Source organism: Pseudarthrobacter sp. MDT3-1, assembly GCF_054510755.1.
Genome location: NZ_JBTNDX010000007.1, coordinates 151556 through 174094, shown reverse-complemented (window position 1 = coordinate 174094; position 22539 = coordinate 151556). Strand labels below are relative to the sequence as shown.

Annotated in this window: 19 protein-coding genes; 10 read left to right on the top strand and 9 right to left on the bottom strand. The window is 66.8% G+C overall.

Annotated elements, in window-relative coordinates; translation table 11 throughout:
* Window positions 1-74 precede the first annotated feature (74 nt).
* A complete protein-coding gene (locus tag ACX80X_RS07855; RefSeq protein WP_459311697.1) occupies window positions 75-5153 on the top strand; it encodes a DNA glycosylase AlkZ-like family protein in 5079 nt (1692 codons plus the stop codon).
* Window positions 5146-5991 carry an Fpg/Nei family DNA glycosylase gene (locus ACX80X_RS07850; RefSeq protein WP_459311679.1) on the top strand — a complete coding sequence of 282 codons (846 nt, stop codon included), beginning with the start codon at window positions 5146-5148 and terminating at the stop codon, window positions 5989-5991. The genes ACX80X_RS07855 and ACX80X_RS07850 overlap by 8 nt, the downstream gene beginning before the upstream one ends.
* Window positions 5992-6051: 60 nt before the next feature.
* On the opposite strand, the gene yczE is transcribed toward ACX80X_RS07850, so the two are convergent.
* Complete coding sequence (yczE, locus tag ACX80X_RS07845; protein WP_252599790.1) at window positions 6052-6738, bottom strand: membrane protein YczE; 687 nt, start codon at window positions 6736-6738, stop codon at window positions 6052-6054.
* A gap of 61 nt (window positions 6739-6799) precedes the next feature.
* On the opposite strand from yczE, the gene yczR reads away from it, so the two are divergent.
* Window positions 6800-8335, top strand: a complete 1536-nt coding sequence (gene yczR, locus ACX80X_RS07840; RefSeq protein ID WP_459311677.1) for a MocR-like transcription factor YczR — start codon at window positions 6800-6802, stop codon at window positions 8333-8335.
* Between the two features lie 17 nt (window positions 8336-8352).
* On the opposite strand, the gene ACX80X_RS07835 is transcribed toward yczR, so the two are convergent.
* Window positions 8353-8856, bottom strand: coding sequence for a DUF4188 domain-containing protein (locus ACX80X_RS07835; protein ID WP_459309966.1), 504 nt, complete (start codon window positions 8854-8856; stop codon window positions 8353-8355).
* A 79-nt stretch (window positions 8857-8935) separates the two neighbouring features.
* Here ACX80X_RS07835 and ACX80X_RS07830 point away from each other — a divergent pair, with 79 nt between their 5' ends.
* A complete protein-coding gene (locus ACX80X_RS07830; protein ID WP_252599793.1) occupies window positions 8936-9511 on the top strand; it encodes a TetR-like C-terminal domain-containing protein in 576 nt (191 codons plus the stop codon).
* Window positions 9512-9633: 122 nt separating this feature from the next.
* Here ACX80X_RS07830 and ACX80X_RS07825 read toward each other — a convergent pair whose 3' ends face one another.
* Together ACX80X_RS07825 and ACX80X_RS07820 are read right to left on the bottom strand one after the other, a co-directional pair.
* Entirely contained in the window at window positions 9634-10326 is a 693-nt protein-coding gene (locus ACX80X_RS07825; protein WP_459309967.1) for an SRPBCC family protein, read from the bottom strand.
* Window positions 10319-10996 carry a winged helix-turn-helix domain-containing protein gene (locus tag ACX80X_RS07820; RefSeq protein WP_252599795.1) on the bottom strand — a complete coding sequence of 226 codons (678 nt, stop codon included), beginning with the start codon at window positions 10994-10996 and terminating at the stop codon, window positions 10319-10321. Before ACX80X_RS07820 ends, ACX80X_RS07825 begins: the two co-directional genes overlap by 8 nt.
* Before the next feature lie 207 nt (window positions 10997-11203).
* On the opposite strand from ACX80X_RS07820, the gene ACX80X_RS07815 reads away from it, so the two are divergent.
* Window positions 11204-12214 carry an RluA family pseudouridine synthase gene (locus tag ACX80X_RS07815; protein ID WP_252599834.1) on the top strand — a complete coding sequence of 337 codons (1011 nt, stop codon included), beginning with the start codon at window positions 11204-11206 and terminating at the stop codon, window positions 12212-12214.
* On the opposite strand, the gene ACX80X_RS07810 is transcribed toward ACX80X_RS07815, so the two are convergent.
* From ACX80X_RS07810 to ACX80X_RS07800, 3 genes are all read right to left on the bottom strand, one after another.
* The gene (locus ACX80X_RS07810; RefSeq protein WP_252599796.1) at window positions 12199-12732 is read right to left on the bottom strand and encodes an O-acetyl-ADP-ribose deacetylase; all 534 of its coding nucleotides are present in this window, start codon (window positions 12730-12732) and stop codon (window positions 12199-12201) included. The two genes, ACX80X_RS07815 and ACX80X_RS07810, sit on opposite strands and share 16 nt — an antisense overlap.
* Window positions 12733-12762: 30 nt before the next feature.
* On the bottom strand, window positions 12763-15234 hold the full coding sequence (locus tag ACX80X_RS07805) for a MinD/ParA family ATP-binding protein (protein ID WP_252599797.1): 2472 nt from the start codon (window positions 15232-15234) through the stop codon (window positions 12763-12765).
* Window positions 15235-15322: 88 nt separating this feature from the next.
* Window positions 15323-15523 (bottom strand): hypothetical protein, encoded by a 201-nt coding sequence (locus ACX80X_RS07800; RefSeq protein ID WP_157768951.1) that lies wholly within the window; start codon window positions 15521-15523, stop codon window positions 15323-15325.
* A gap of 467 nt (window positions 15524-15990) precedes the next feature.
* On the opposite strand from ACX80X_RS07800, the gene ACX80X_RS07795 reads away from it, so the two are divergent.
* The 4 genes from ACX80X_RS07795 to ACX80X_RS07780 all read left to right on the top strand — a co-directional run bounded on the left by ACX80X_RS07795 (window position 15991) and on the right by ACX80X_RS07780 (window position 18530).
* The gene (locus ACX80X_RS07795; RefSeq protein ID WP_252599798.1) at window positions 15991-16194 is read left to right on the top strand and encodes a hypothetical protein; all 204 of its coding nucleotides are present in this window, start codon (window positions 15991-15993) and stop codon (window positions 16192-16194) included.
* 208 nt (window positions 16195-16402) lie between these two features.
* Complete coding sequence (locus ACX80X_RS07790) at window positions 16403-17116, top strand: AfsR/SARP family transcriptional regulator (protein WP_252599799.1); 714 nt, start codon at window positions 16403-16405, stop codon at window positions 17114-17116.
* Between the two features lie 30 nt (window positions 17117-17146).
* Window positions 17147-17824 carry a hypothetical protein gene (locus ACX80X_RS07785; protein WP_252599800.1) on the top strand — a complete coding sequence of 226 codons (678 nt, stop codon included), beginning with the start codon at window positions 17147-17149 and terminating at the stop codon, window positions 17822-17824.
* Between the two features lie 88 nt (window positions 17825-17912).
* Complete coding sequence (locus ACX80X_RS07780; protein WP_252599801.1) at window positions 17913-18530, top strand: DedA family protein; 618 nt, start codon at window positions 17913-17915, stop codon at window positions 18528-18530.
* A 15-nt stretch (window positions 18531-18545) separates the two neighbouring features.
* Here the strand turns inward: ACX80X_RS07780 and ACX80X_RS07775 are convergent, their stop codons facing one another.
* Entirely contained in the window at window positions 18546-18851 is a 306-nt protein-coding gene (locus ACX80X_RS07775; protein ID WP_459311674.1) for a hypothetical protein, read from the bottom strand.
* A 217-nt stretch (window positions 18852-19068) separates the two neighbouring features.
* On the opposite strand from ACX80X_RS07775, the gene ACX80X_RS07770 reads away from it, so the two are divergent.
* The gene (locus ACX80X_RS07770; protein ID WP_459311672.1) at window positions 19069-19560 is read left to right on the top strand and encodes a hypothetical protein; all 492 of its coding nucleotides are present in this window, start codon (window positions 19069-19071) and stop codon (window positions 19558-19560) included.
* Between the two features lie 51 nt (window positions 19561-19611).
* On the opposite strand, the gene ppc is transcribed toward ACX80X_RS07770, so the two are convergent.
* Window positions 19612-22434, bottom strand: a complete 2823-nt coding sequence (gene ppc / locus ACX80X_RS07765; protein ID WP_459311670.1) for a phosphoenolpyruvate carboxylase — start codon at window positions 22432-22434, stop codon at window positions 19612-19614.
* Window positions 22435-22539 lie beyond the last annotated feature (105 nt).

The following is a 22539-nucleotide window of genomic DNA, read 5'->3' as shown; positions in this document are numbered from 1 at the left end:
ATGGAGGAATGCAGGAGGATCAGCCAGCGGAAGCGGGCCACGCAGCCCGCCCGGCCGGGCGCAAAGAGGAACCCATGGGCCGTTTCAGCCGGCCCACGCGGGACTGGTTCCTTGGCGCGTTTGCGGAGCCCACCCCTGCCCAGACCGGCGCCTGGAACGCCATCTCGTCCGGCTCGCACGCACTGGTGGTGGCACCCACCGGTTCAGGAAAGACGCTCGCGGCGTTCCTCTGGGCCCTGGATCGTTTGCTCGTTGAGGCCCCTTCCCCTGCTCCGGAACTGGGTGACCCTGAATTGCCGGGCGTGGATGCTGTATCGGTCAAAGGGCCGGTGAAAGGGCAGGCCAAAGGACGACGCCCCCGCCCGCCCAAACGCAAGACCCGCGTCCTGTACATCTCGCCGCTGAAAGCCCTCGGTGTGGACGTGGAACGCAACCTCCGCTCGCCGCTGATCGGGATCACCCAGACTGCCAAGCGGCTGGGACTTCCAGCGCCCCTGATCACCGTGGGGGTCCGGTCCGGTGACACCACGACGGCGGACCGTCGCGCGCTGCTCAGCAACCCGCCGGACATCCTCATCACCACGCCGGAATCGCTGTTCCTGATGCTCACCTCCAGGGCGCGCGAGACCCTCACCGAGGTGGACACAATCATCGTTGACGAGGTCCACGCCGTGGCTGGAACCAAGCGTGGCGCGCACCTGGCGGTCTCCCTGGAACGGCTGGATGCGCTGCTGTCCAAGCCCGCCCAGCGGATCGGCCTCTCCGCCACGGTGGAGCCGCGCGAGTTGGTGGCCCAGTTCCTGGCCGGTGCTGCGCCGGTGGAAATCGTGGCCCCGCCGTCACGGAAAAACTGGGACCTCACCGTATCCGTCCCCGTGGAGGACATGTCCGACCTCCCGGGCGCCGCGGGCGCCTTCGACTCCGGTCCGGCATCCGGGCTGCAGCCCCAGGCCTCGATCTGGCCCCATGTGGAGGAAAAGATCGTTGACCTGGTGCTGGCCAACCAGTCCACCATCGTCTTCGCCAACTCCCGTCGCCTGGCTGAACGGCTCACGGCGCGGCTCAACGAGATCTACGCCGAACGGCAACTGATCGCGGTCGGCGGCGGCTGGGACTCGCCTGATGCTGGTGCCGCAGATCCAGGTTTTCCGTCCGGCGACGGGGCATTCAGTCCTGCTTTCAGTCCTGCCTCCACTCCTGCGTCCACCGCGACGCCGGCCCACATGATGGCGCAGGCCGGCAGCACGGCGGGAGCCGATCCTTTGCTGGCCCGAGCCCACCACGGTTCCGTTTCCAAGGACCAACGGGCACTCATTGAGGATGATCTCAAGTCCGGCCGGCTGCGCTGCGTCGTGGCCACTTCGTCCTTGGAACTCGGCATCGACATGGGCGCTGTGGACCTCGTGGTGCAGGTGGAATCACCGCCGTCGGTGGCCAGCGGACTCCAACGCGTGGGCCGCGCCGGGCACCAGGTAGGGGAAATTTCGCAGGGAGTGCTGTTTCCCAAGCACCGGGCAGACCTGGTGCACACGGCCATCACCGTGGAGCGGATGCTCGAAGGGAAGATCGAGCGGCTCTTTGTCCCGGCCAATCCGTTGGACATCCTGGCCCAGCAGACCGTCGCGGCCACCGCCCTGGGCAGCATCGATGTGGAGGAATGGTTCGCCACTGTCCGGCGGTCCGCCCCGTTCGCGTCCCTCCCCCGGTCCGCCTACGAAGCAACCCTTGACCTGCTGGCCGGCCGATATCCGTCCGATGAATTCGCCGAATTGCGTCCCCGGATTATCTGGGACCGGAACGCCGGCACCATCGAAGGCAGGCCCGGGGCCCAACGGCTTGCCGTCACATCCGGCGGCACCATCCCGGACCGCGGCCTCTTCGGTGTGTACATCATCGGCACCGAGGTGGAAGGCTCCGGTGCACCGGGCGCTGATGGCAAACCCGCCGCGTCCCCTGCCAAGGGCGGCCGCCGCGTCGGTGAGCTGGACGAGGAGATGGTCTACGAGTCCCGGGTGGGTGACATCTTTGCGTTGGGCGCCACCAGCTGGAAGATCGAGGACATCACTCATGACCGCGTCTTGGTCTCCCCCGCCTTCGGCCAGCCGGGCAAACTTCCCTTCTGGAAGGGGGACTCACTGGGGCGGCCCTTTGACCTGGGCCGTGCCCTGGGCGCCTTCGTGCGTGAGCTGTCCGCGTCCGACGTCGGCCCTGCCACCGCACGCTGCAAGGCCAGCGGCCTGGATGAATTCGCCGCAAACAACCTGATCCAGTACCTCAGTGAACAGAAGCTGGCCACCGAGGTGGTCCCCTGCGACACCACGCTGGTGGTGGAACGCTTCCATGACGAACTGGGCGATTGGCGGGTGATCCTGCACAGCCCCTTCGGGATGCCGGTGCACGCTCCCTGGGCACTCGCCGTCGGGCAGCGCCTCCACCAGCGGTACGGCCTGGACGGCTCTGCCATGGCGGCGGACGACGGCATCGTGCTGCGGGTCCCCATGATGGAGGACGAGCCGCCCGGCGCCGAGCTGTTCCTGTTTGACCCCGAAGAACTGGAGCAAATTGTCACCGCAGAGGTGGGCGGCAGTGCGCTGTTTGCCTCCCGCTTCCGGGAGTGTGCGGCGCGTGCCCTGCTCCTTCCGCGGCAAACCCCCGGCAAGCGGCAGCCGCTCTGGCAACAGCGCCAGCGGTCGGCGCAGCTGCTCGACGTCGCTCGGAAATACCCCACGTTCCCCATCGTGCTGGAGACCGTCCGCGAATGCCTCCAGGACGTGTACGACCTCCCGGCCCTGAAGGACATTGCGGCCTCGGTGGAACGACGCGAACTCAGGATCGTGCAGACCACCACACAGCAGCCCTCACCGTTCGCCAAGTCCCTGCTGTTCGGGTACGTGGCCCAGTTCCTGTATGAAGGCGACTCGCCCCTGGCCGAGCGCCGGGCCGCGGCCCTGGCCCTGGACTCGACGCTCCTGAACGAGCTGCTCGGCCGCGTTGAGCTCCGTGAACTGCTCGACGCGAAAGTCATCGAGGCCACCGAGCTTGAACTCCAGCGCCTTGCGCCGGACCGCCGGGCCCGCGGCATGGAAGGCGTCGCCGATCTTCTCAGGTTGCTGGGTCCGCTGACGCCGGAAGAGGTCGCCGCCCGCCTGGAGGCTCCGCCTGTCGAAACCCCGGAAGCCGATCCGGGGGTTGAGCCCTCGCCGGGGGTTGAGCCTGTCGAAACCCCGCATGCCGACACTCCTCTGGCCACGACGCACCTGACCACACTGCTGCGGGCCAACCGGGCCATAAGAGTCAACATCGGCGGTGCCGAGCGCTACGCTGCCGTCGAGGATGCCGCCCGGCTCCGTGATGCCATCGGCGTTCCGCTGCCCATGGGCGTTCCCCTTGCCTTCATCGAACCGGTGGCAGACCCCTTGGGCGACTTGGTTTCCCGGTACGCCCGCACGCACGGACCCTTCACGTCGACGGAAGCCGCGGCCCGGTTGGGGCTTGGCGTCGCCGTGGTCAACACCGCATTGAAACGGCTCGCCGCGGACGGTCGCGTGGTAGAAGGCGAGTTCCGGCCGCACGCCGCCCCGCCGGAACAGGCGGCCAACTATGGGCCATCGGACGACACACCAGTTGAGGATGTCCAAACGGCTCAACCGCTCCCGGAAGGATCCATGCAGACGCACCTGCCCGCGCCCACCACCAGCGAATGGTGCGACGCCGAAGTGCTCCGCAAGCTCCGGCGTCGTTCGCTCGCAGCCCTGCGCGCCGAAGTGGAACCGGTGGACGCCGCCGCCTATGGGCGTTTCCTGCCGGCCTGGCAGCATGTCCGTACGCCGGGAGCCGGGCGCGGGCAGCCGTCCTTGCGGGGGCTGGACGGAATTGTCACCGCGATCGACCAGCTGTCCGGCGTGCCGGTACCTGCTTCGGCGTGGGAGCCGCTGGTCCTGGCCAGCAGGGTTTCGAACTACCAGCCCGCCATGTTGGACGAGCTCATGGCCGCCGGTGAGGTCCTCTGGTCCGGGGCGGGAGCGCTGCCTGGAAACGACGGCTGGGTCAGCCTCCACCTGGCCGATTCCGCCGAACTGACGCTGAATCCCGCCGTCGAATATGAACCCGGAGACGCGCAGCAACGCCTGCTTGACCACTTGAGGAACAACGGCGGCGGTTATTTCTTCCGCCAGCTGAAGGACGTGGCCGGTGGCATGGACGCGGTGCTCAGCGACCAGGAAGTGGTGTCCGCGCTGTGGGATCTGGCGTGGGCGGGCCGCATAACCGGAGATACCTTCGCCCCGGTCCGCGCCCTCATCGCCGGCGGCCACACGGCGCACCGCCAAGTGGCCCGCTCGCCCCGCGCCCGTGCCCCCAGGCTGAGCAGGCTCGGCCGCTCGCACGGTACCGGCCTTCTGGGATCGCCCGGGCTGGGCTCACCTGCGCTGGGCGGCGGACGGTACGGTTCATTGTCGGGCACTGCGGCAACACCCCCGCTGGCCGCGGGTCGTTGGTCTGCCCTGCCCTCGCCCGAGCTGGACGCCACCATCCACGCCCGGGCCACGGCTGAACTGTTGCTGGACCGGTATGGCGTGGTGACCCGGGGATCGGTCATGGCGGAGCAGATCCTGGGCGGGTTCGGCCTGATGTACAAGGTGCTGGCCCGGCTGGAGGAGGCCGGACGCTGCCGTCGTGGGTACTTCATCGAGCACCTCGGGGCCGCCCAGTTCGCTGTCCCCGCAACCGTGGACCGGCTGCGCTCCTATTCCGAGGACACTCAGCTGGCAAAGCCCGAGCCAATGGCACTGGCCCTTGCGGCCACGGATCCTGCTAACCCCTATGGGGCTGCTTTGTCCTGGCCTGCCCTCGACGTGGAGGCCGGAACGGGCCACCGGCCTGGGCGGAAAGCCGGGGCGCTGGTGGTCATGGTAGACGGCGCCCTGGTCCTCTATGTGGAGCGCGGCGGCAAAACGCTGCTGGCCTTCAGCGAGGACGCAGCCGTGCTGTCCGCCGCCGGCGCGGCTTTAGTAGGTGTGGTCACCCGGGGAGCCGTGGACAAGCTCATCATGGAAAAGGTCAACGGCCACGGCATCCTGGACACGCCGGTGGCAGCGGCGCTGGCCGCCGCCGGGGCATACTCCACGCCCAAAGGTCTGAGAATCCGTGCCTGAAGGTGATTCCGTCTGGCGGGCCGCCGCCGAACTGCACAAGGCCTTGGCGGGGCAGACGCTCGTTGCGTCGGACTTCCGCGTGCCGAGGTTCGCAACGCTCAACCTGGCCGGCTGGACCGTGGCAGAGGTGGTCCCGCGCGGCAAGCACCTGCTGATGCGCGTGGTGGGACCGGACGGGAATGGACCGGAGGAGCGGAAACTCACCATCCATTCGCACCTGAAGATGGAAGGCACCTGGCAGGTCTATCCGCCGGGAGGGCGCTGGCGGAAGCCGGGATTCACCGCCCGGTGCGTCCTGCGCACGGCCGCGGCTGACGCCGTCGGATTCTCCCTGGGCATCGTGGAAGTGGTCCGTACCGCGGACGAGGACACCATCGTGGGCCACCTGGGCCCGGACCTGCTGGGTCCGGACTGGGACCCGGCCGAAGCAGAGCAGCGGATCCGCGCGGCACCCGATGTACCCATCGGCGTCGCCCTGCTGGACCAGCGCAACCTGGCGGGCATCGGCAACATCTACCGCTGCGAGGCCTGCTTCCTGTCCGGGGTGCACCCGGCGACTCCGGTCTCAGCTGTCCACAACGTCCGGACCATGATGACCGATGCCAAGCAGCTGTTGGAAGCCAACCTGGGCCCGGCACGCCGGGTGACCGTCCTCAACCCGCGAGGCATGCCCGTGGGACGGATGGCGGGCCGCCCGGGCTACTGGGTGTACCGGCGCGAACACCAGCCCTGCCTGAAATGCCGGACCCCCATCCGCCGCGGTGTGCTGGGCAAACCCAACGGCGAGGAAGAACGGGACATCTACTTCTGCCCGCAGTGCCAGCCGATGCTGCCCTGAGCGTCGTGTCCTGAGCGGTCCTAGGCAATCCCAAGCAGTCCCAGGCCGTTCGAGGCGGTCCTAGGGAGTCCTGGCCACGCGTTCGACGGCGACCGGCTCGCCAGCGTCCAACTCGGCGGCATCGAACTCGCCGGCATCCTGTTCGAGGACTGCAGGTTCGGCTGGCAGAGCTGCGGGCACCATAAACCGCGGAAGCAACAGCTGGACCAAGGGCCCGATGGCGAGGGCGTAGACCACCGTGCCCACACCCACGGAACCGCCCAGCAGCCAGCCGACTCCCAGCACCACCACTTCGATCAGGGTGCGCGAGACCCGCACGGACCAGCCGGTGCGCCGTGCCAGCCCGGTCATCAGGCCATCCCTGGCACCGGGACCGAACCGTGCGCCGATGTAGCAGGCGGACGCGATGCCGTTCAGCAACACGGCACCGGCAAGCATGCCGATCTGGCCGCCAAGATGCGAGAACGCAGGGATCAACGCGAGGCCGATGTCAGCGAAAACGCCCACCAGCACGGCGTTGCAGAGCGTGCCGAACCCTGGCCACTGCCGGAGCGGGATCCAGAGGAGCAGCACCAGGAAACTCACAATGATGACCACCACGCCGATGCTCAGCCCAGTCCGGCCGGCCACTCCCTGATGGAAAACATCCCATGGATCCAGTCCAAGTCCGGCACGGATAAACATGGCCAGGGAGATGCCGTACATGGCGAGGCCGGTAAAGAGCTGGAGTAGTCTGCGAGTCAACATGACGACCACTCTGACAGATATCTGGCATTGAATTACATAGCCAGTCTGAGATACTGGCATCATGTCCCCTTCGCTGAACCCGCCCGCGCTGGCCCGTCTCCTGGGCGAGTGGAACCTCGGCGCCGCTCCCGCCTACCGCGAGCTGGCCGACGTCGTCCGTCTCCTGGTCCTGGACGGCCGGGTGGCCCTGGACACGGCCCTGCCCAGCGAGCGGGCACTGTCTGAGGCGCTGGGCGTCAGCCGCACCACCGTGACAGCCGCCTACGGCCACCTCCGCGAGCAGGGTTTCCTCAGCAGCGGGCAGGGCAGCAGGGGCCGGACCCGGATTCCGCGCCTGACGGCGTTGGGTACCACGGTGCTCACGGACCCGGGCCTTACAACCGCGGGGCGGACGCCCGGAACAACGTCTCCCGGGCTCGCGGCACCGGAGGGTCTGATTGACCTCGCCTATGCGTCGCTGCCTGCCAGCGGCGAGGTGGTGCATCGCGCGTTCGCGGCAGCCCTCACCGAACTTCCCGCCCTGCTGCCGGGATTCGGCTACGACGCCATGGGCCTTCTCCCGCTGCGCGAGACGGTGGCGGCGCGTTATACGGCGGCCGGCGTGCCGACCACTGCCGAGCAGATCCTGGTGACCTCGGGCGCGCAGCATGCCCTGAACATCATCATCCGCGCCTTGGCGGGCCGGCAGGACAGGGTGCTGGTGGAACACCCCAGCTACCCAAATGCCCTGGATGCGATCCGCGCGGCCGGGTGCCGGGCCATTCCGGTGGCGTTCACCGCAGCCCACGGCACCGGCAGTGACAGGGCCGACGGCGGTCCCGCCCTGGCGTGGGACATGCACGCCCTGCAGGCCGCCATGACACAGCAGCGTCCCAGGATGGCGTACGTCGTGCCGGACTTCCACAACCCAACCGGGCAGCTGATGCCCGATGTCCAGCGCCGCCAGCTGGTCCGGGCGGCCGTCGCTGCCGGGACGGTCCTGGTGGTGGACGAGACCCTCCGCGAGCTGAACCTCGACGGCGTCGAAACCAGCCCAGTGGCAGCCTTCAGTCCCGCCGTGGTCACCATCGGCTCGCTCAGCAAATCCCACTGGGCCGGACTTCGGACAGGCTGGATCCGCGCCTCCGAAGCCATGATCCAGCGCTTTGCGGCGGCACGGACGTCCTTGGATCTGGGCGGACCGCTTATGGAACAGTTGGCGGCCGCCCACCTGGTCCGCGCCCTCGACGAGCCGCTTCCCGCACGGCTCAGCGCCCTCCGGGACAACCGCGCCGCACTTTTGGAACTCCTTGCCGGACACCTCCCAGAGTGGGAAACGGCACGCCCGGCCGGCGGACTGTCCGTCTGGTCCAGGCTGCCAGCACCGGTCAGCACGGCGCTGACCATGATCGCCCCGGACTTTGGTATCCGGCTGGCCGCCGGGCCGCGGTTTGGCATCGGCGGCGCGTTCGAACGCTACCTCCGGGTACCTTTCACCCTGCCGCCGGACCAGCTGGAGACCGCCGTCCTGGCCCTGCGCTCAGCCCAGGACCGGCTCGATGCCGCCCCGCAGCTCCGCCGGTCCCTGAAGAACGCGCCGGCCCTGGCTATCGCGTGAGGCGTGGGTTTTCGGGATCAGCTGCCGCCGGCACCGCGGCCTGCGGCCCGGCCCATCCGCTGCTTGGCCGTATTGGTCCCGGCCCCGACCGGGACATGAGCCGTAGCCTTGGCCAGCCCAAACTCCGGCATCCCGTTGTAGACAACCTCGATCCCGCCGGCCGGCACCTGGTACGTCTCATGCCACACGCCGACGTCGCCGGTCCCGGAGAGTTCCTGCATGAATCGTCGCCACGGTTCCAGGTGCGGGGACTCCCGGTCCGCGGCGAACTTCCGCAGGTGCTCGGGGCTCTCCCAGTAGCTGAGCAGGATGGTGGTGCGCCCGAACCACTGCTCACAGCCGAGCATTCCCGCCGCGGGGTCGGCGGCCAGGTGCTGGAGCATCCGCGGCATGGCGGCAGCCACCTTGCCGACGGTCCCGACCTTCCACCATCGGTTCGCCCGCATGCCGATCAGGAAGACCGTCACCGATTCGCGGCCCGGGTCAGCGGTGTACCGGCCCGGAAATACCCTCTGCGCCATGGGAACTCCTTCGGTTCGCGGTTTCATAACCTTGTTTCATAACACCGTTACGAAACAAGGTTATGAAACAATGGACTCCATGGCAAGACCCGTAGTGCATAACGATTCCCTCAGGCAGGGCCTTCTGGCCGTCACGGCTGACCTGATGGACCACGACGGTCCCGCACGCGTCAATCTGCGGGATGTGGCAGCGGCCGCCGGCACGTCCACCACGGCCGTCTACTCGCTGTTCGGCGGAAAATCCCAGCTCCTGACGGCCGTCGTGGACGACGGGTTCCGGTCCTTCCGCGACTCACAGGTGGCCGCGGCCCCGGGCGGGCTTCGGGGACTCGGCGCGGCCTACCGGACCTGGGCGCTGGAGCATCGGGCACTCTACCGGCTGATGTTCGGCGGCGCACTGGCCGCCTACGTCGATTGCCAGCCCAGCCCCGATGCTGCCGCCGATGCCATGGAGCCCCTAATGGAAGCAGTGGCCTCCGCCCAGTCTGCCGGCACCGTGCTGCAGGCACCGGCGGAAATGGTCGCCGTCGCAATCTGGGGGCAGGTCCACGGCCTTGTAAGCCTGGAACTGGCCCAGGTGGGCCCGCCGGACGCAGACTGGGCCGCGGCCTACAGCGCCTCCCTCGACGCGGTCGCCCGCGGCTGGGCCGCCTGACGCGACCGGACTTTCCCGACGCGCCGATCCGCCCGCGACGCGCAAATTATCTGACGCAGGTGGATTTCCCGGTGCGCCAGATAATGTGCGAGTCGATAACCGTGCGCCGGCCTCAGGCCAACCTACGCGTAGACCTTTTCGAGGAAGCCGCTCCAGGCCTCGGTGGTCGCTGAAGAGTCACCACTGCCGCTGAAGTCGTGCACAGTCATACCCACCGGAGCACCGAAGGCGTTGCGGCCGAAGAACCGGTACATCGCATCCGACGTCCGCAGGCCCAGGAAGTTCTCGTTGGAGAAGTCCACTTCCCCAGACAGCCGCCCCACGCCGTCGAGCTCCAGCTCAACGGCGGAACCCCGCGCCGCAGAATCCACGCCCATAGCTTTCTTCAGGCGGTCGAAACCGTCCGGGGTCTGCGACGCTGCCGGAGACAGGATGTCCGTAAATACCGCCGGCTTGCCGTCGAAGTACTGCAGGTACTGGCCCAGCGTGTGCAGGTAGAACGCCGTGTGCTTGCTGGCGCCGTCGTACTGCTCGTCCCATTGGTCGGCGAAGATCCCGCTGTGGACATAGTGCAGCCGGGCGCGGCCGCCGTCGAGCGGTTCCAGCACGTGCTCCAGCTGGTTGAACCAGCCATCCGGGCCGTCCATCCGGGAGACGAGATGCGTGGGATGCTCCTGCACGGTCTTGACGTCCGGCCACTGGTCCGTGGGGAACATCCACGCCGGCGTTCCACTTGTCACGGCTTCCCAGACACGCTCGGGCGTGCCGGGCAGTTCGGTGTCGTACACGATCTCAAATTCACGGTTGTCAGTCATTGTCCTGCTCCTTCGCTGAGAGGGGTTTGATGGGGGTTTTGAGAACGGGGTGAAGAGCGACGACGAGCCGGTGCTTTCGTCCGCCCCCCGCCGAAGTGCCACTTGGGGGCGAGCCGCCTGCCGGGGCGCCGCCCGGGCCGGCGACCGCGCCGCCGTCGTGATACTTCTCCACCAGGCGGGTCACGGCGACACCGAGTTCCTCGGCAAACGCTGCCCGGTCCGCGGCCGTCCGGAAGGTGATCTCGCCGTCGATGGCGAACGTTGCCAGTTTCTGCCTGGCCGCGGCCGCGCCGGCGATCAACTTACCCACCTCCTGGACCATCCGCCCGGCGAGCGCCAGCAGCCAGAAGGCCGAAAACCTGTCCGAGAACCGGTGCGGATCCGGTGCCACCGACGCGAGGGCCACCGGGGAAATCAGGTAGGAGGCTGCCGTCGCCTGGAGGACGCGCTCGGTGACGTTCCCCTTGCGCCGCTCCTCCACGAGTTCCACGAGTCCGTGCCGCTCGAGGGCCTTGAGGTGGTAGTTGACCTTCTGCCGCGGCAGGCCCACCTTGGCGGCAAGCTGCGTGGCCGACCCCGGCTCCGCGAGTTCCTGGAGGATGCGCGTCCGGATCGGGTCCAACGACGCTTCCGCCGCGGCCGGGTCCTCGATCACTTCGATGTCCAACATGCGTCCATCTTGCCAACCGACAACTTTTATTGTCAAGAACTTTTTTACCGTCGGTTGTCAGGGTCGCCGGGAACACTCCGATTCGATGGTTCCCTGCCCGATCGATGGGTCCAACCATCGAGTGCGCAGGGAACCGTCTAAACGGGCGCGGGCTGGGGCGGGCTCGGGGCGGGGCCAAGGGACCCGGCAAAGTAGAATGGACCGGTGATGCAATCCCCCCTCCCCGTGCGCGAAGGCGTCAACGCCACCCGCCTGCGCCTGCCGGACGAGGGGCCGTGGACCACCGCGATGGACTACATGATGCACCGGTGGGGCCACATCGATCCGCAGGGCATCGAGGACAGGTTCGACGCCGGCGAGATCGTGGGCGAGGGCGGCGTCGCCCTGGACCGGGCCACCAGGCTCGAGGACCACACCTTCATCTGGTACTACCGCTCATTGCCGCCGGAGACCCGCATCCCGGTGGAAATCAGCATCCTGCACCAGGACGACCACCTCCTCGTGGTGGACAAGCCGCACTTCCTGCCCACCACCCCCGGCGGTACCTACATCCAGGAATCGGCCCTGGTCCGGCTCCGGAACCAGCTCAACCTGCCGGACCTGATCCCCATGCACCGCCTGGACCGGATGACCGCCGGCGTGCTGCTGCTGTCCACCAACCCCGAAACCCGCGGAAATTACCAGGTGCTCTTCGAGAAGCGGCAGGTGCAGAAGGAATACGAGTGCGTCTCCGCCGCGGAGCCCGCCGCCGGACACCCCGCCGTCGACTTCCCCGTGGTGGTCCGGAACCGGATGACCAAGTCGCGCAGCTACCTGCTGGCCGAAGTGATCGACGGCGAGCCGAACGCGGAGACCCGGATCGAACGGCTTGAAACGTTCGACGGCGGCACTTCAGCAGGTGCCGCTGGCACCCGCGCGCCTGGCACCCCTGCGGCTGGCACCAACCTCGCCGAAACCCACTCCGCCCGCCTGGCGCGGTACCGACTGGAGCCGCACTCCGGAAAAACGCACCAGCTCAGGGTCCACATGGCCTCGCTGGGGCTGGGAATCGTGAATGACGCGTTTTACCCCGATCTGCTCGACAAGGCCCCGGACGACTACTCCAAGCCGCTGCAGCTTCTGGCCCGCGGCATCCGCTTTGTCGACCCCATCAGCAAAAAGCCCGTGGAGTACCGCAGCGGGCTCCACCTCAGCAAGGCTACTCAAACACCGCGCTGATCGAACACCGTCTTGAAGGCCTGCTCCATCTCGGGGCTGAACAGCACAAACTCCGCCAACTCGAGCGCGCTGGCCGGAAGTGAGGCACCAAACCCTGTGACGGCGTCGTACGCGGCCTCCGCCACCTGGCGCCCGTGCCAGCCGTACACTCCCCCGCCCACCGCCGGGACTGCGATGGAAGCCGCACCCAGCGAGTCCGCCAGCCGCAGGCTTTCGCTGAAGCACGAAACCAGTAGCGCCGGGTTGGCCTGCCCCACGTGCCGGTTGGGCCCAACAGTGTGGATTACCCAGCGTGCCGGCAGACGGAATCCAGGAGTGGCGACGGCCGCTCCGGGCGCCAGCCCGTGCGGCAGGTCCGTTTCGCGCAGTTCGCGGCAGGCGGCCAGCAGTTCCGGCCCGGCGGCCCGGTGGATGGCCCCGTCCACACCGCCACCGCCCAGCAAACTGGAGTTGGCCGCGTTCACGATCGCGTCAACCGTGCGTGTGGTGATATCGCCTTGGAGGATGATGATCCGCATGCCGCCAGTTTCCCACCTACGGGGTGCGGCTCATAGGCCCCGCATCACCGCAGCCGAGGCACGCAACCAGGCCTCGCGGGTGGCCGGCATCAGCGCCTGGTAGTTGAGCGGCCCGCCGGAGACGAGGGACTTGTCATGGGGAACGTCGAGGACTTCCCTTGTCAGCGTCTCGAAGTGGGTCCGGGTCCTGTCATGAAGCTGCAGATCGGTGTGCAGTGACGGCGCGGCCAGCAGGGTTACGGCGTTGCTGACTTTGTCCTGGTAGCCGCGTTCACGCAGCCCGTCCACGAGCCAGACCGCACTGGCCACCGTGTCTTCGCGGACCGTGGAAACGATGACCAACTCGTCCGCCGCCGCCACAGCGGCTTCCCAGTTCGAGGACCGCATGTTGTTGCCGGTGTCCACCATGATGATCCGGTAGAAGCGGCGCAGCGCCGAGTGCAGCCGGTCGAATTCACGGCTGCCGATGGTGGCGGCCCCGGCCGCGTCCTCGTCCGAGGCCAGCACATCAAACTGCGAGGATCCCTGGTAGCGCACATAGCGGTCCAGGTCCCCGATCCGGCCAAGGACAGGGTCTTCGAAGCGGTCCACTTCCCGCATCAGGTCAACGGCAGTGCCGGCGTGCCCGGCCAGAGGCGCCCGCCACCCCATGGTTCCGCGCGTTTCATTGTTGTCCCAGGCAAGCGTGTACCCGCCGCGCTGGATGCCCAGCGTCGCGGCCAGAAGCAGGGTTGCCGTGGTCTTGTGGGCGCCGCCCTTGGGGTTAACCACGACGACGGTCCGGGGGCCGTCCAGGCGCCGCTGAACCTCTTCGACGGCGTCCAGGTGGGCGAGTTCCCGCCTGCCGGGACCGAGGCTCAGGGAATTGCGGCTGAGCCGCCGGACAGCGCCCTGCCAGCCCAATTCGGCGAGCGGCGGGGCGGGCTGGGTGGGCCTGTCGGCGAGGAAATCCTGGAGGGTGGGAACGTCGTCGGGAATGGCTGCGGCCGGGAGGGCCGCGCGGGCTTGAAAATGGGCGGGAGCACGCAATGGCGCCGGGGGGACCTCGTCGGGCATGGCCGCGGGAGGGACTGCGATAGCCATGGCGGACCTTCCTTTCTGTAGTGGCTTCCCTATCTGTAACGGCTGCCCCATCTGTAATGGCTTCACTGTCTGCGGCTTCACTGCCCGGAGGTGCCGTGGCACGACGGACTCCGGCTCCGCCGCCATTCGCCACAGGCGCCTGCCGAGGCGGCCAAGCAGGTCGAGGAGGACCGACAGCAACCGGTACAGCAGAATGGCCAGGCCGATCACCGGCAGCGACAGCATCAGGATGGACAGGATGGAGAGCGCAGCGGCCGCCGGGTCGCCGGCGGCGATGGCCTCGCTGGCGAGCCCCGCGTGCTGCCGGATGGCGTTAGCGGTCTGCTCGATGATCATGGGGAGGTTCAGCAACATCCAGCCAAGCGCCAGGCACAGGAGCGGCACCACCGTGACTACCCAGATGGTGACGATGCGGCGCGCGAACGTCCGGAGCTCGGCAACCCGCGGATCCACCGCGCGTCCGGGAATGAGGCTGAGCAGAACCGGGCGGATTCGGTTGAACAAGTCGGGGACACCGGCGATGTCGGCCAGGACGAAGTAGCCGTCGAAGCGCAGCGTCGGCACCAGCTGCTGGATCATCTCGAAATGCATCAGTGCCGCCGCCAGCAGGAAAAAGCCCTGCCCTGTCAGCAGGTAGGCGCCGCCCAGGCCGATCAGGCACAGGCAGTTGAAGTACAGCCCGCCAAGGTCGGTGCGGATCCTGCCCGCCCGGCCCAATCGGTAGGAGTCGGTGACGTTGGTGAAGAATGCCGGGAAGACCAGATAGACGCCGACGCCGATCACTCCCGGCCTGGCGCCGCCGTACCGGCACGCGGTGGCATGCCCCAGTTCGTGGATCACGGCTCCCGCCGTCAGCATCGCGAAGATGCCAAGGAGCAGCGCCGGCGTTAGAAGTACCTGCTCCAGGGAAGCCAGGAAGTCGCCCTTGGCCAGCACCAGGATGTCGACGGCGGCCAGCCCGACCAGGACGGTGGCCACCACCGGACTCCAATACAGCGGGGCCAGGATCAGGGCTAGCGTGTTGACTGCCTTTTCCGGCAGCAGCGTTCCCCTCAGCCGCAGGGCCAGCAACGGGTTTGCCCGCGGCGGCGGCCCGGCCTCGGCTAAGTTCGCATCGGCGTCGTGAACGAGGCCCATCGGCGCCAGCCTGGTGTCGATGAGGTGGAGGAGTCCGCTCACACCGAGTTCGCGGCCGTAGGCGTCGCTGACATCGCGCGCCAGCTCATCAGCGGATTTCTCCGGCGAGACGGTGGCCATGACCAGCTGAAGAAGCTCCGACAGCTGGACAATCTGCCCGTCTCCGCGCTGCAGCAGGTAGCTGCGGTCCTTGAGACCAGACCCCTCAACCGGTCCCAGGAAAACAAGCCCGGGTGACGGCGACCAATGCCGGACAAAGTCAGCTTCGGGTGCTGTGGTCACGGTCCCCACCTAGGTTGAGCCACTAAGAACGGCGGGCATGCTCCGACGCTGAAGCATGCCCTCCGGGTTTCCTGTTGATCCTGCGGACCTACTGCTGCAGGACGATCACTTCCTGCCAGGCGGCCGAGTTCGCGATTGAACCGATCGAGGCCGCATTGATGGCGATCGAAAGGTTCACGGCGATCACGGGAGCAACGTTGATGTTGAAGAACAGCGTTTCCCTCATTGGAAGCAGTTCTGCAACCTCGGCGTCGAGATCCACCGGTAATAGCGCGGTTGATGCCGTCATAGCACCTCACCTCTCTCCCCCGGGCAATCCCAGGGTCCAGATATCGGATGATAGACGGACTTAACCCTGGACTACGGCGATGTTCTGAAGCGCAGTGCTGTGTGCTACCGCAAAGAACGACGCAGCGTTCAGAGCCACAGACGAGTTGCTTGCGTAAACACCCGCCCAATTCGTGTCCAGAAACAGGGTCTCCCGCGAAGGCAACAGTTCCACTTTCTGGCTTTCCAGTTCGTGAACGGTAAGTTCCTTCATCATGTCAATCACCCCCTTTCGACGTCCCGCGATCAGTCAACGCGTAGCCCCGTTGTGGCTTCGTTACTGGGCTGTTATTTTTCCGTTGTCGCATAAGACTAATGTGGTGACAGTTATGACTTGGGCGCCGAATAATCTTTGCCTAAGATGGTCATACTGGACAGTAATGTTCCTGGACGACGTAAATTGCAGACAAGGAAAGCAGGCGCCGATTCATGGCGGACATTGAAGGCACCATGGTCATCCGCGCGTGGGCGGAGCCTGCCCAGAACCATCGTGTACGGGCACGCCTGATCTCCAGCCATCCGGGCCAGGACCAGGAAATTGTGGAGACGGCCGGCGATGCAGAAGAAGTCATTTTGGCTGTGCAGCGTTGGCTCGATGTGCTGAAGGCATCAGAAACCACTGCCAGCGCATAACCGTAGATTCCTTATCGGCTGAGTCGATTCCGGCAAGCCCTTATTGAATGACTACCGGCGCCATACTGATTGACCAGTATGTGGACTTATTGCCGGTATATAAACCTCAAAAACCCCTGTTACTAAATTGCCTTGACATGATGCGCCCCAGTGCCACGATGGTTATCTGGGGTATCGCGTGTTGTCCGGTCGCTTGAAGGGGATAGGCATGACGGTGGCTCTCGCACAGGATTGGCATCTAAGCCTGCTGGGGGCCTGGCGGTTGCGCCGCGGCACCAATACCGTGACGGTGGCCAGCCGGGAACAGCGGCTCATCGCGTGTGTGGGACTCCTGGGCTGCAGGCACCGGAGTTTCCTGGCTGGCCTGCTGTGGCCAAAAAGCAGCGAAACGCAGGCTGCCGGGAACCTGCGCACCACCGTCTGGTGCATCTCCCACGCGTTCCCGCACCTTCTCCTGACGGGCGCGGACACGCTGGAGCTTCACGAAGCGGTCAGGGTCGATGTCACGGCGCTGCAGCGCCACGTCGCCACCCTGCAGTCCCAGCCTGAAGCCCGGATTCCTGACGGCTATCTCGACGACCTGAGCCGGGCTGACCTGCTGCCCGGCTGGTACGACGACTGGGTGATATTTGAACAGGAGCGGCTGCGGCAGTTGCGCCTCAGCGCGCTGGAGCTCATGGCCCGGCAACATCTGGCGGCCGGTGAACCCGGCAAAGCTGTTATCGCGGCGTTGTCCGCGGCAAGCATCGAACCACTGAGGGAATCCGCGCATCTGCTGCTGGTCCAGGCCCATCTGGCCGCCGGGAACCGAGCCGCCGCAGTCCGCGCCTACACGATGTTTGCCAGCCGCCTGGAGGGCGAACTCGGCGTCCTTCCCTCAAGCCAGCTGAGCGAGCTTGTCTCTGCGTTCCATCCGCACTGAGCGAGCATCTGCACTGAGCGAGGAATCATCATGGATACCCTCATCGAAATCCCCGGAGACCGCACGGCGGCCAAGTTCGCCTACGCGGCCGCCGGCCTGGGCGTAGTAGGCGTGGCATCACTGGGCGCCATGTACGCCATCGAAGTGCCAAAGAACGGACCCTACGTCTTCGGCACCATCAACGATGCCACCGGCGGCGTCTTCCAGTTGGTGATCATCCCGGTGATCGTCCAGGTTCACCGGCGCCTGCGCCGCACACCCGGCTCCGAGGCCGCCAAATGGCTGGTGATCGCGGCCAGTGGCGCAGGATCAGCAAGCTCGTTCCTCCTGGTCGCGAAGAAGCTCGATTTCACGGTGTCCACTGGCATCTCGGTGGGGGCAATGATGGTCCAGGCCGGCTGGTTCCTGCTGGCCCACCGGGCACTGCTCAAGAGGGGCAGCTATCCCCGGGATCTCGCGAAGCTGGGACAGTTCATTGGCGGCGCCTTGTTGGTGGCGTTGCCCCTGGCGGCGCTGACCGCGGTGGAACAGGCGCCGGCCTGGATCCGCTGGGGCATCGGCGGGGCGGGAATAGCCTTTGGCGCCACAGCGTGGGTCGCCTGGCCGTACTGGTATTTCCTCGCGGCCCGGCACCTCAGCCACGTCCCCAGGGAAGTTCCTGGCGGAGCCCCAGGTCCACGCCGTCGAAACATCGGCACCGGGTACTGAAGCACTTGCTGAACCCAACGCCCGGCAAGTCCGTGCCGCTGGCCGGCTCAGGCCGTGCTGCCGCGCAAATGTGCGGTACTTTGTGGCCATGGACTTTGGCAACGCCGACAGCTGGGGGGCGGCGATTTACTTCTGGATCGTCCCCGTGGTCCTCGGCGATGCCATCTTCCCGCCCATCCCCTCAGAGATGGTGGTGATTACCGGCGGCGCCCTCTCGGCCGACGGCCGGGCCAACGTCTTCCTGGTGGGGGCACTGTCCGCAGTGGCGTCCTGGGTCGGCGACATGGTGGTGTTCCAGCTCTTCAAACGCCGGCTCAGCCATGTCCTGGACCGCTGGCGCTGGGGCCGCAAGGTCCATACGGGCATCCACGCGGCCATCGCCAAGGCCGGCCGCTCCTCCACCTACGGAACCATCATCGGCGCCCGTTTCATCCCGGGCGGGCGGCTGGCGACGTCGGCGGCTTCGGGCATCGCCGACGTTTCGGCCCCGGGGTTCAGCCTGTGCGCCGGCCTCGGCGCGGTCCTCTGGGCCAGTTGGCTGGTGGGCCTGGGCTACTTCACGGGATCGGCAACCAACCTGCCGTTCTGGGCGAGTTCGCTGATCGGCGTGTTGCTGGGCCTGGTGATCGGGGCCGCCGTCGGCGTCATTGTCACCCGCCGGCGCGGCACCCGCTCACCCGTGGACGAGCCCGCCCCCGGCGAGTGAGCTGGGACGGCTGAGCTAAACGGGCGCCCAGCGGCCGCGGTTACAGCGGAGCACCGTCAGTGAGCCGGTGAGTGCAACGCGTTCGACGGCGTCGCGCATCATCGCTGCCGATTCGCGCGCCTGCTGGTTCTCACCGCTGTATTTGGTCGCCTCCACGAGGAAGCGGAGGTTCAGTTGGGGGACGCCGGCGGCAAGTTCGATCTGGTTGGATTCCACATGGTGACGGGTCTCCAACGCCTCGACCGCTGCGGCCATCACGGCTTCCGGCGGGTTGCCAGGCTTCAGTCCGGTGATTTTCAGGCGGGTCTGGAACGAAGGCATGCCTCAACCCTAATACGGCGTGTTCCTGGTCCCTTCCCTGTGGTGGGACAGCTGGACGGCGCCAGCGTCAGGCAAATAACCTCAAGCAGCTGCCGAGGTCCGTCAGGAACCGCACCACCATGGTTTTCCGCGCGGGACAGGACTAGAATGTGGCCTCGGTCTCATAGTCACACCTGACAATCATCAAGAAAGAAGACCGAACATGAGACGGACCACAATGCGAGTGATTGCGGCGGTATCGGCAGGCATGTTGGCATCAATGTTAGGGATCGGCGTCGCCTCCGCCGGCAGCCGGAGTGACCTGGCCGAAGTGCGACAGGCCACAACCCAATATCACGACGTTAGTGCGGCCATTGCCGCGGGCTACCAGCCCGTGGGTGAGTGCGTTCCAGGCATGGGCTTTCACTACGTCAACTTCAGTCAGTTCGGTCAGATAAAGCCATTGGTCCCGGACGCACTGACGTATGCAGCGAACAAAACGGGCCAGCTCAGACTGGTCGCAGCGGAGTGGTTTAAGGTCGACGCCGACCAGGACCTGGCGACCGACACAGACCGGCCGAGCATGTTCGGCAAGGCATTCGACGGACCAATGCTCGGGCACGCTCCCGGCATGCCGATCCACTACGACCTCCATGCATACCTGTGGCAAGGTAATCCGGACGGCGTCCTGGCAACCTACAACCCGAATGTTCACTGCCCCGAACCGTAAGAGCGATCCGTTCGGCGAGGTCAGCGGGCCGCTGGCTGTGCAACATGGGTCCTACCCGGTGTTGCGCAGGCCGGCCGCCACCCCGTTGACGGTGATCAGCATGGCCCGCTGGAGCCGTTCGTCGATCTCGGCGCCGCTGATGCTCCCGCCTTCGGCGTTCTGGGCAGCCCGCACGCGGCGGAGCAACTCCACCTGCAGGTAGCTGATGGGGTCCAGGTACTGGTCCCGGATCTCCAGCGACCGCTTGAGCGTCGGCTGCGCGTCCAGGAGCACGTTCTCGCCGGTCAGGTTCTGGATCTCGGTGACCGTGAGTTCGTACTCTTCACGGATGGCGCGGAAAATGTGGTGCAGGTCCTCGGGAACCAGGGTGGCCACGTAGTACCCGGCGATGTCCATGTCCGTCTTGGCCAGCGTCATCTCCACGTTGGAGACAACGGACCGGAAGAAGTGCCAGTTCTCCATCATCTCCACGAGCTGCGGGGAGTTTCCGGCCTCGCGGGCAGCCTTCAGGCCCGAGCCCACACCGAACCAGCCCGGGACGATCTGCCGGGACTGGGTCCAGCCGAACACCCAGGGGATGGCACGCAGGCCGCCAAGCCCCGCCCCGGAATCCGGGCGTTTGGACGGGCGTGAGCCGATGTTCAGCGAGCCCAGCTGCTCCACCGGAGTGGACGCCAGGAAGTACGCTGGCAGGTCAGGATGGTCGATCAGGTTCCGGTACCGGTCGAAGGCGCCGTCGGAGATGATTTCCATAACGTGCCCGTACCGTTCGCGCTGGTCGTCCGACGTGCGCGGATCCCGGTGCAGGGCCGAGCCCTGGAGCACTGCCGCGAGGGACAGCTCCAGGTTTTCCCGGGCCAGCTCCGGCAGCGAGTATTTGTCCGAGATGACCTCGCCCTGTTCGGTGAACTTGATCTCGCCTTCCAGCACGCCGTTGGGCTGGGCCATGATGGCGTCGTAGGTGGGTCCGCCGCCGCGGCCCACGGAACCGCCGCGGCCGTGGAACAACCGGACACGGACGCCGTGCTTGGCCGCAACGTCGCGCAGGTTGCGCTGGGTCTTGTGGATCTCCCACTGGCTGGTCATCACGCCGGATTCCTTGTTTGAGTCCGAGTAGCCCAGCATGATTTCCTGGACGTCGCCGCGCAGCCGGACCAGGTCGCGGTAGGACGGAACGGACAGCAGCTGGTCCACGATCTCCGCCGAGGCACGCAGCTCCTCCACGGTCTCCAGAAGCGGCGCGAACCCGATCTTGGCGTAGGGGGCGTCGCCGAACAGGTTGATCAGGCCTGCCTCGCGGGCCAGCACGGCCGCGGCCAGGACGTCGTCCGCGCCGCGGGTCATGGAAATGATGTAGGTCTCGATGACGTCCGGACCGTACGTGCGCAGGGCGCGGCGGATCTCACGGAAGACGTCGTACGTGCCGTCAGCGACGCCGTCGAGCTTAATCGGGTGGCCGGACAGCGGCCGGCGTGAGGCGAGCTCCGAGCCGAGCACCTCGAAGCGTTCCTCACGGCTCAGTTCGGCATAGCGGATGCCGGGGCCGCCCAGCCGGTCCATCAGCTGGCCAACGGCGTCGTGGTGGTGGTCCGCGTGCTCGCGGATGTCCAGGGTGGCCAGGTGCAGGCCGAAGGACGCGACGGCGCGGCGGACACGGGCCAGCGCGCCGTCGGCAGCGAGCGACGCCGAGTGGTTGCGGAGGGACAGCTCCAGCAGCTCGAGGTCGTTGAGGAGTTCCTCGGTGGAGCTGTAGTCACGGCCGTGCTCGTGCGTGGAGTCCGCGGCCACCCGCTTGCCCGTGTTGATGAGCTTGGCTTTGATGCAGGTGAGCTTGAGGCGGTACGGCTCCTGGGCGTTGAGCTCCAGGACGCGCCGGTCCAGGCCCGGCAGCTTCTTCAGGTCCGCGTCGATGGAGTCCAGCAGGTTCTGGTCCGCGCCGGACAATGCGGTGGAGTTGGACAGGATGGAGATCAGCTCATCCATCATCGCGATGCTGATGCGGACGGCGTGCTGGTTCTGGATCTGCAGGATTTCCCGGGTGACCGCAGCCGTGACGTTGGGGTTGCCGTCCCGGTCGCCGCCGATCCAGGACCCAAACCGGATGGGTGCGTCCTGGGACGAAAGGCTGACGCCGTGCTCACCGAGCAGTTCCGAGAAGTCCGAAAGCATCTCGGGCATGGCATCGGTCAGGATGCCGCCGAGGTAGTAGATCGCGTTGCGGGCCTCGTCCACCGGGGTGGGGCGTACCTGGCGCAGTTCGTCGGTCTGCCACATCTGGTCGATGACTTCGGAAAGCTGGCGGTCCTGCCGGCGGCGCGCGGAGGTGCCTTCCTTCGTGGGCTCGGCCAGGACATCAGAGAGCTTGCGGATCTTGTCCAGCACGGAACGGCGCGAAGCCTCGGTGGGGTGGGCGGTGAAGATGGGGCGGACGTCCAGCCCGTTGACCACTTCCTGCAGGACTTCGGGCCCCGCTTGGGCGGCGATTTCGGTGACGGCCTTGGCCAGCCACCCGTCCTTTTCCTTCCGTGTCCGCAGGCCGCGGACCCGGTGGACCTGCTCGGCCGCGTTGGCCAGGTGGAAGTAGAACGCGAATGCACGGACCAGGTCGGTGGCCTGCTCGATCGGCAGGGAGCCGAGCAGTTCTCGGACCTGTTCAACGACGTCGTGCGCGCTCCATGGGCCGGTGGCATCGGCACCGCCGCGGGCGGCTTCCTTGGACTCCTTGGTGAGGAGGCGGACCTGCTCCACCAGATTGAGGAGTTCGGGGCCGTGCTGGCGGACCAGGGATTCACCCAGCAGTGTGGAGACTCGCCGGACATCGGCCCTCAGTTCAGAGGCGAGGTCGGTTGCGGAATTCATTGCAGTGTTAGCCATGGAAACTGTCTTTCGAGGGTTCGGACTTGGCTCGTACACTGCGCTGGATACTGTGAGCCACGTTACTAGCTATCGATGCTACCTGCACGGGATGGCGAAGGTGGA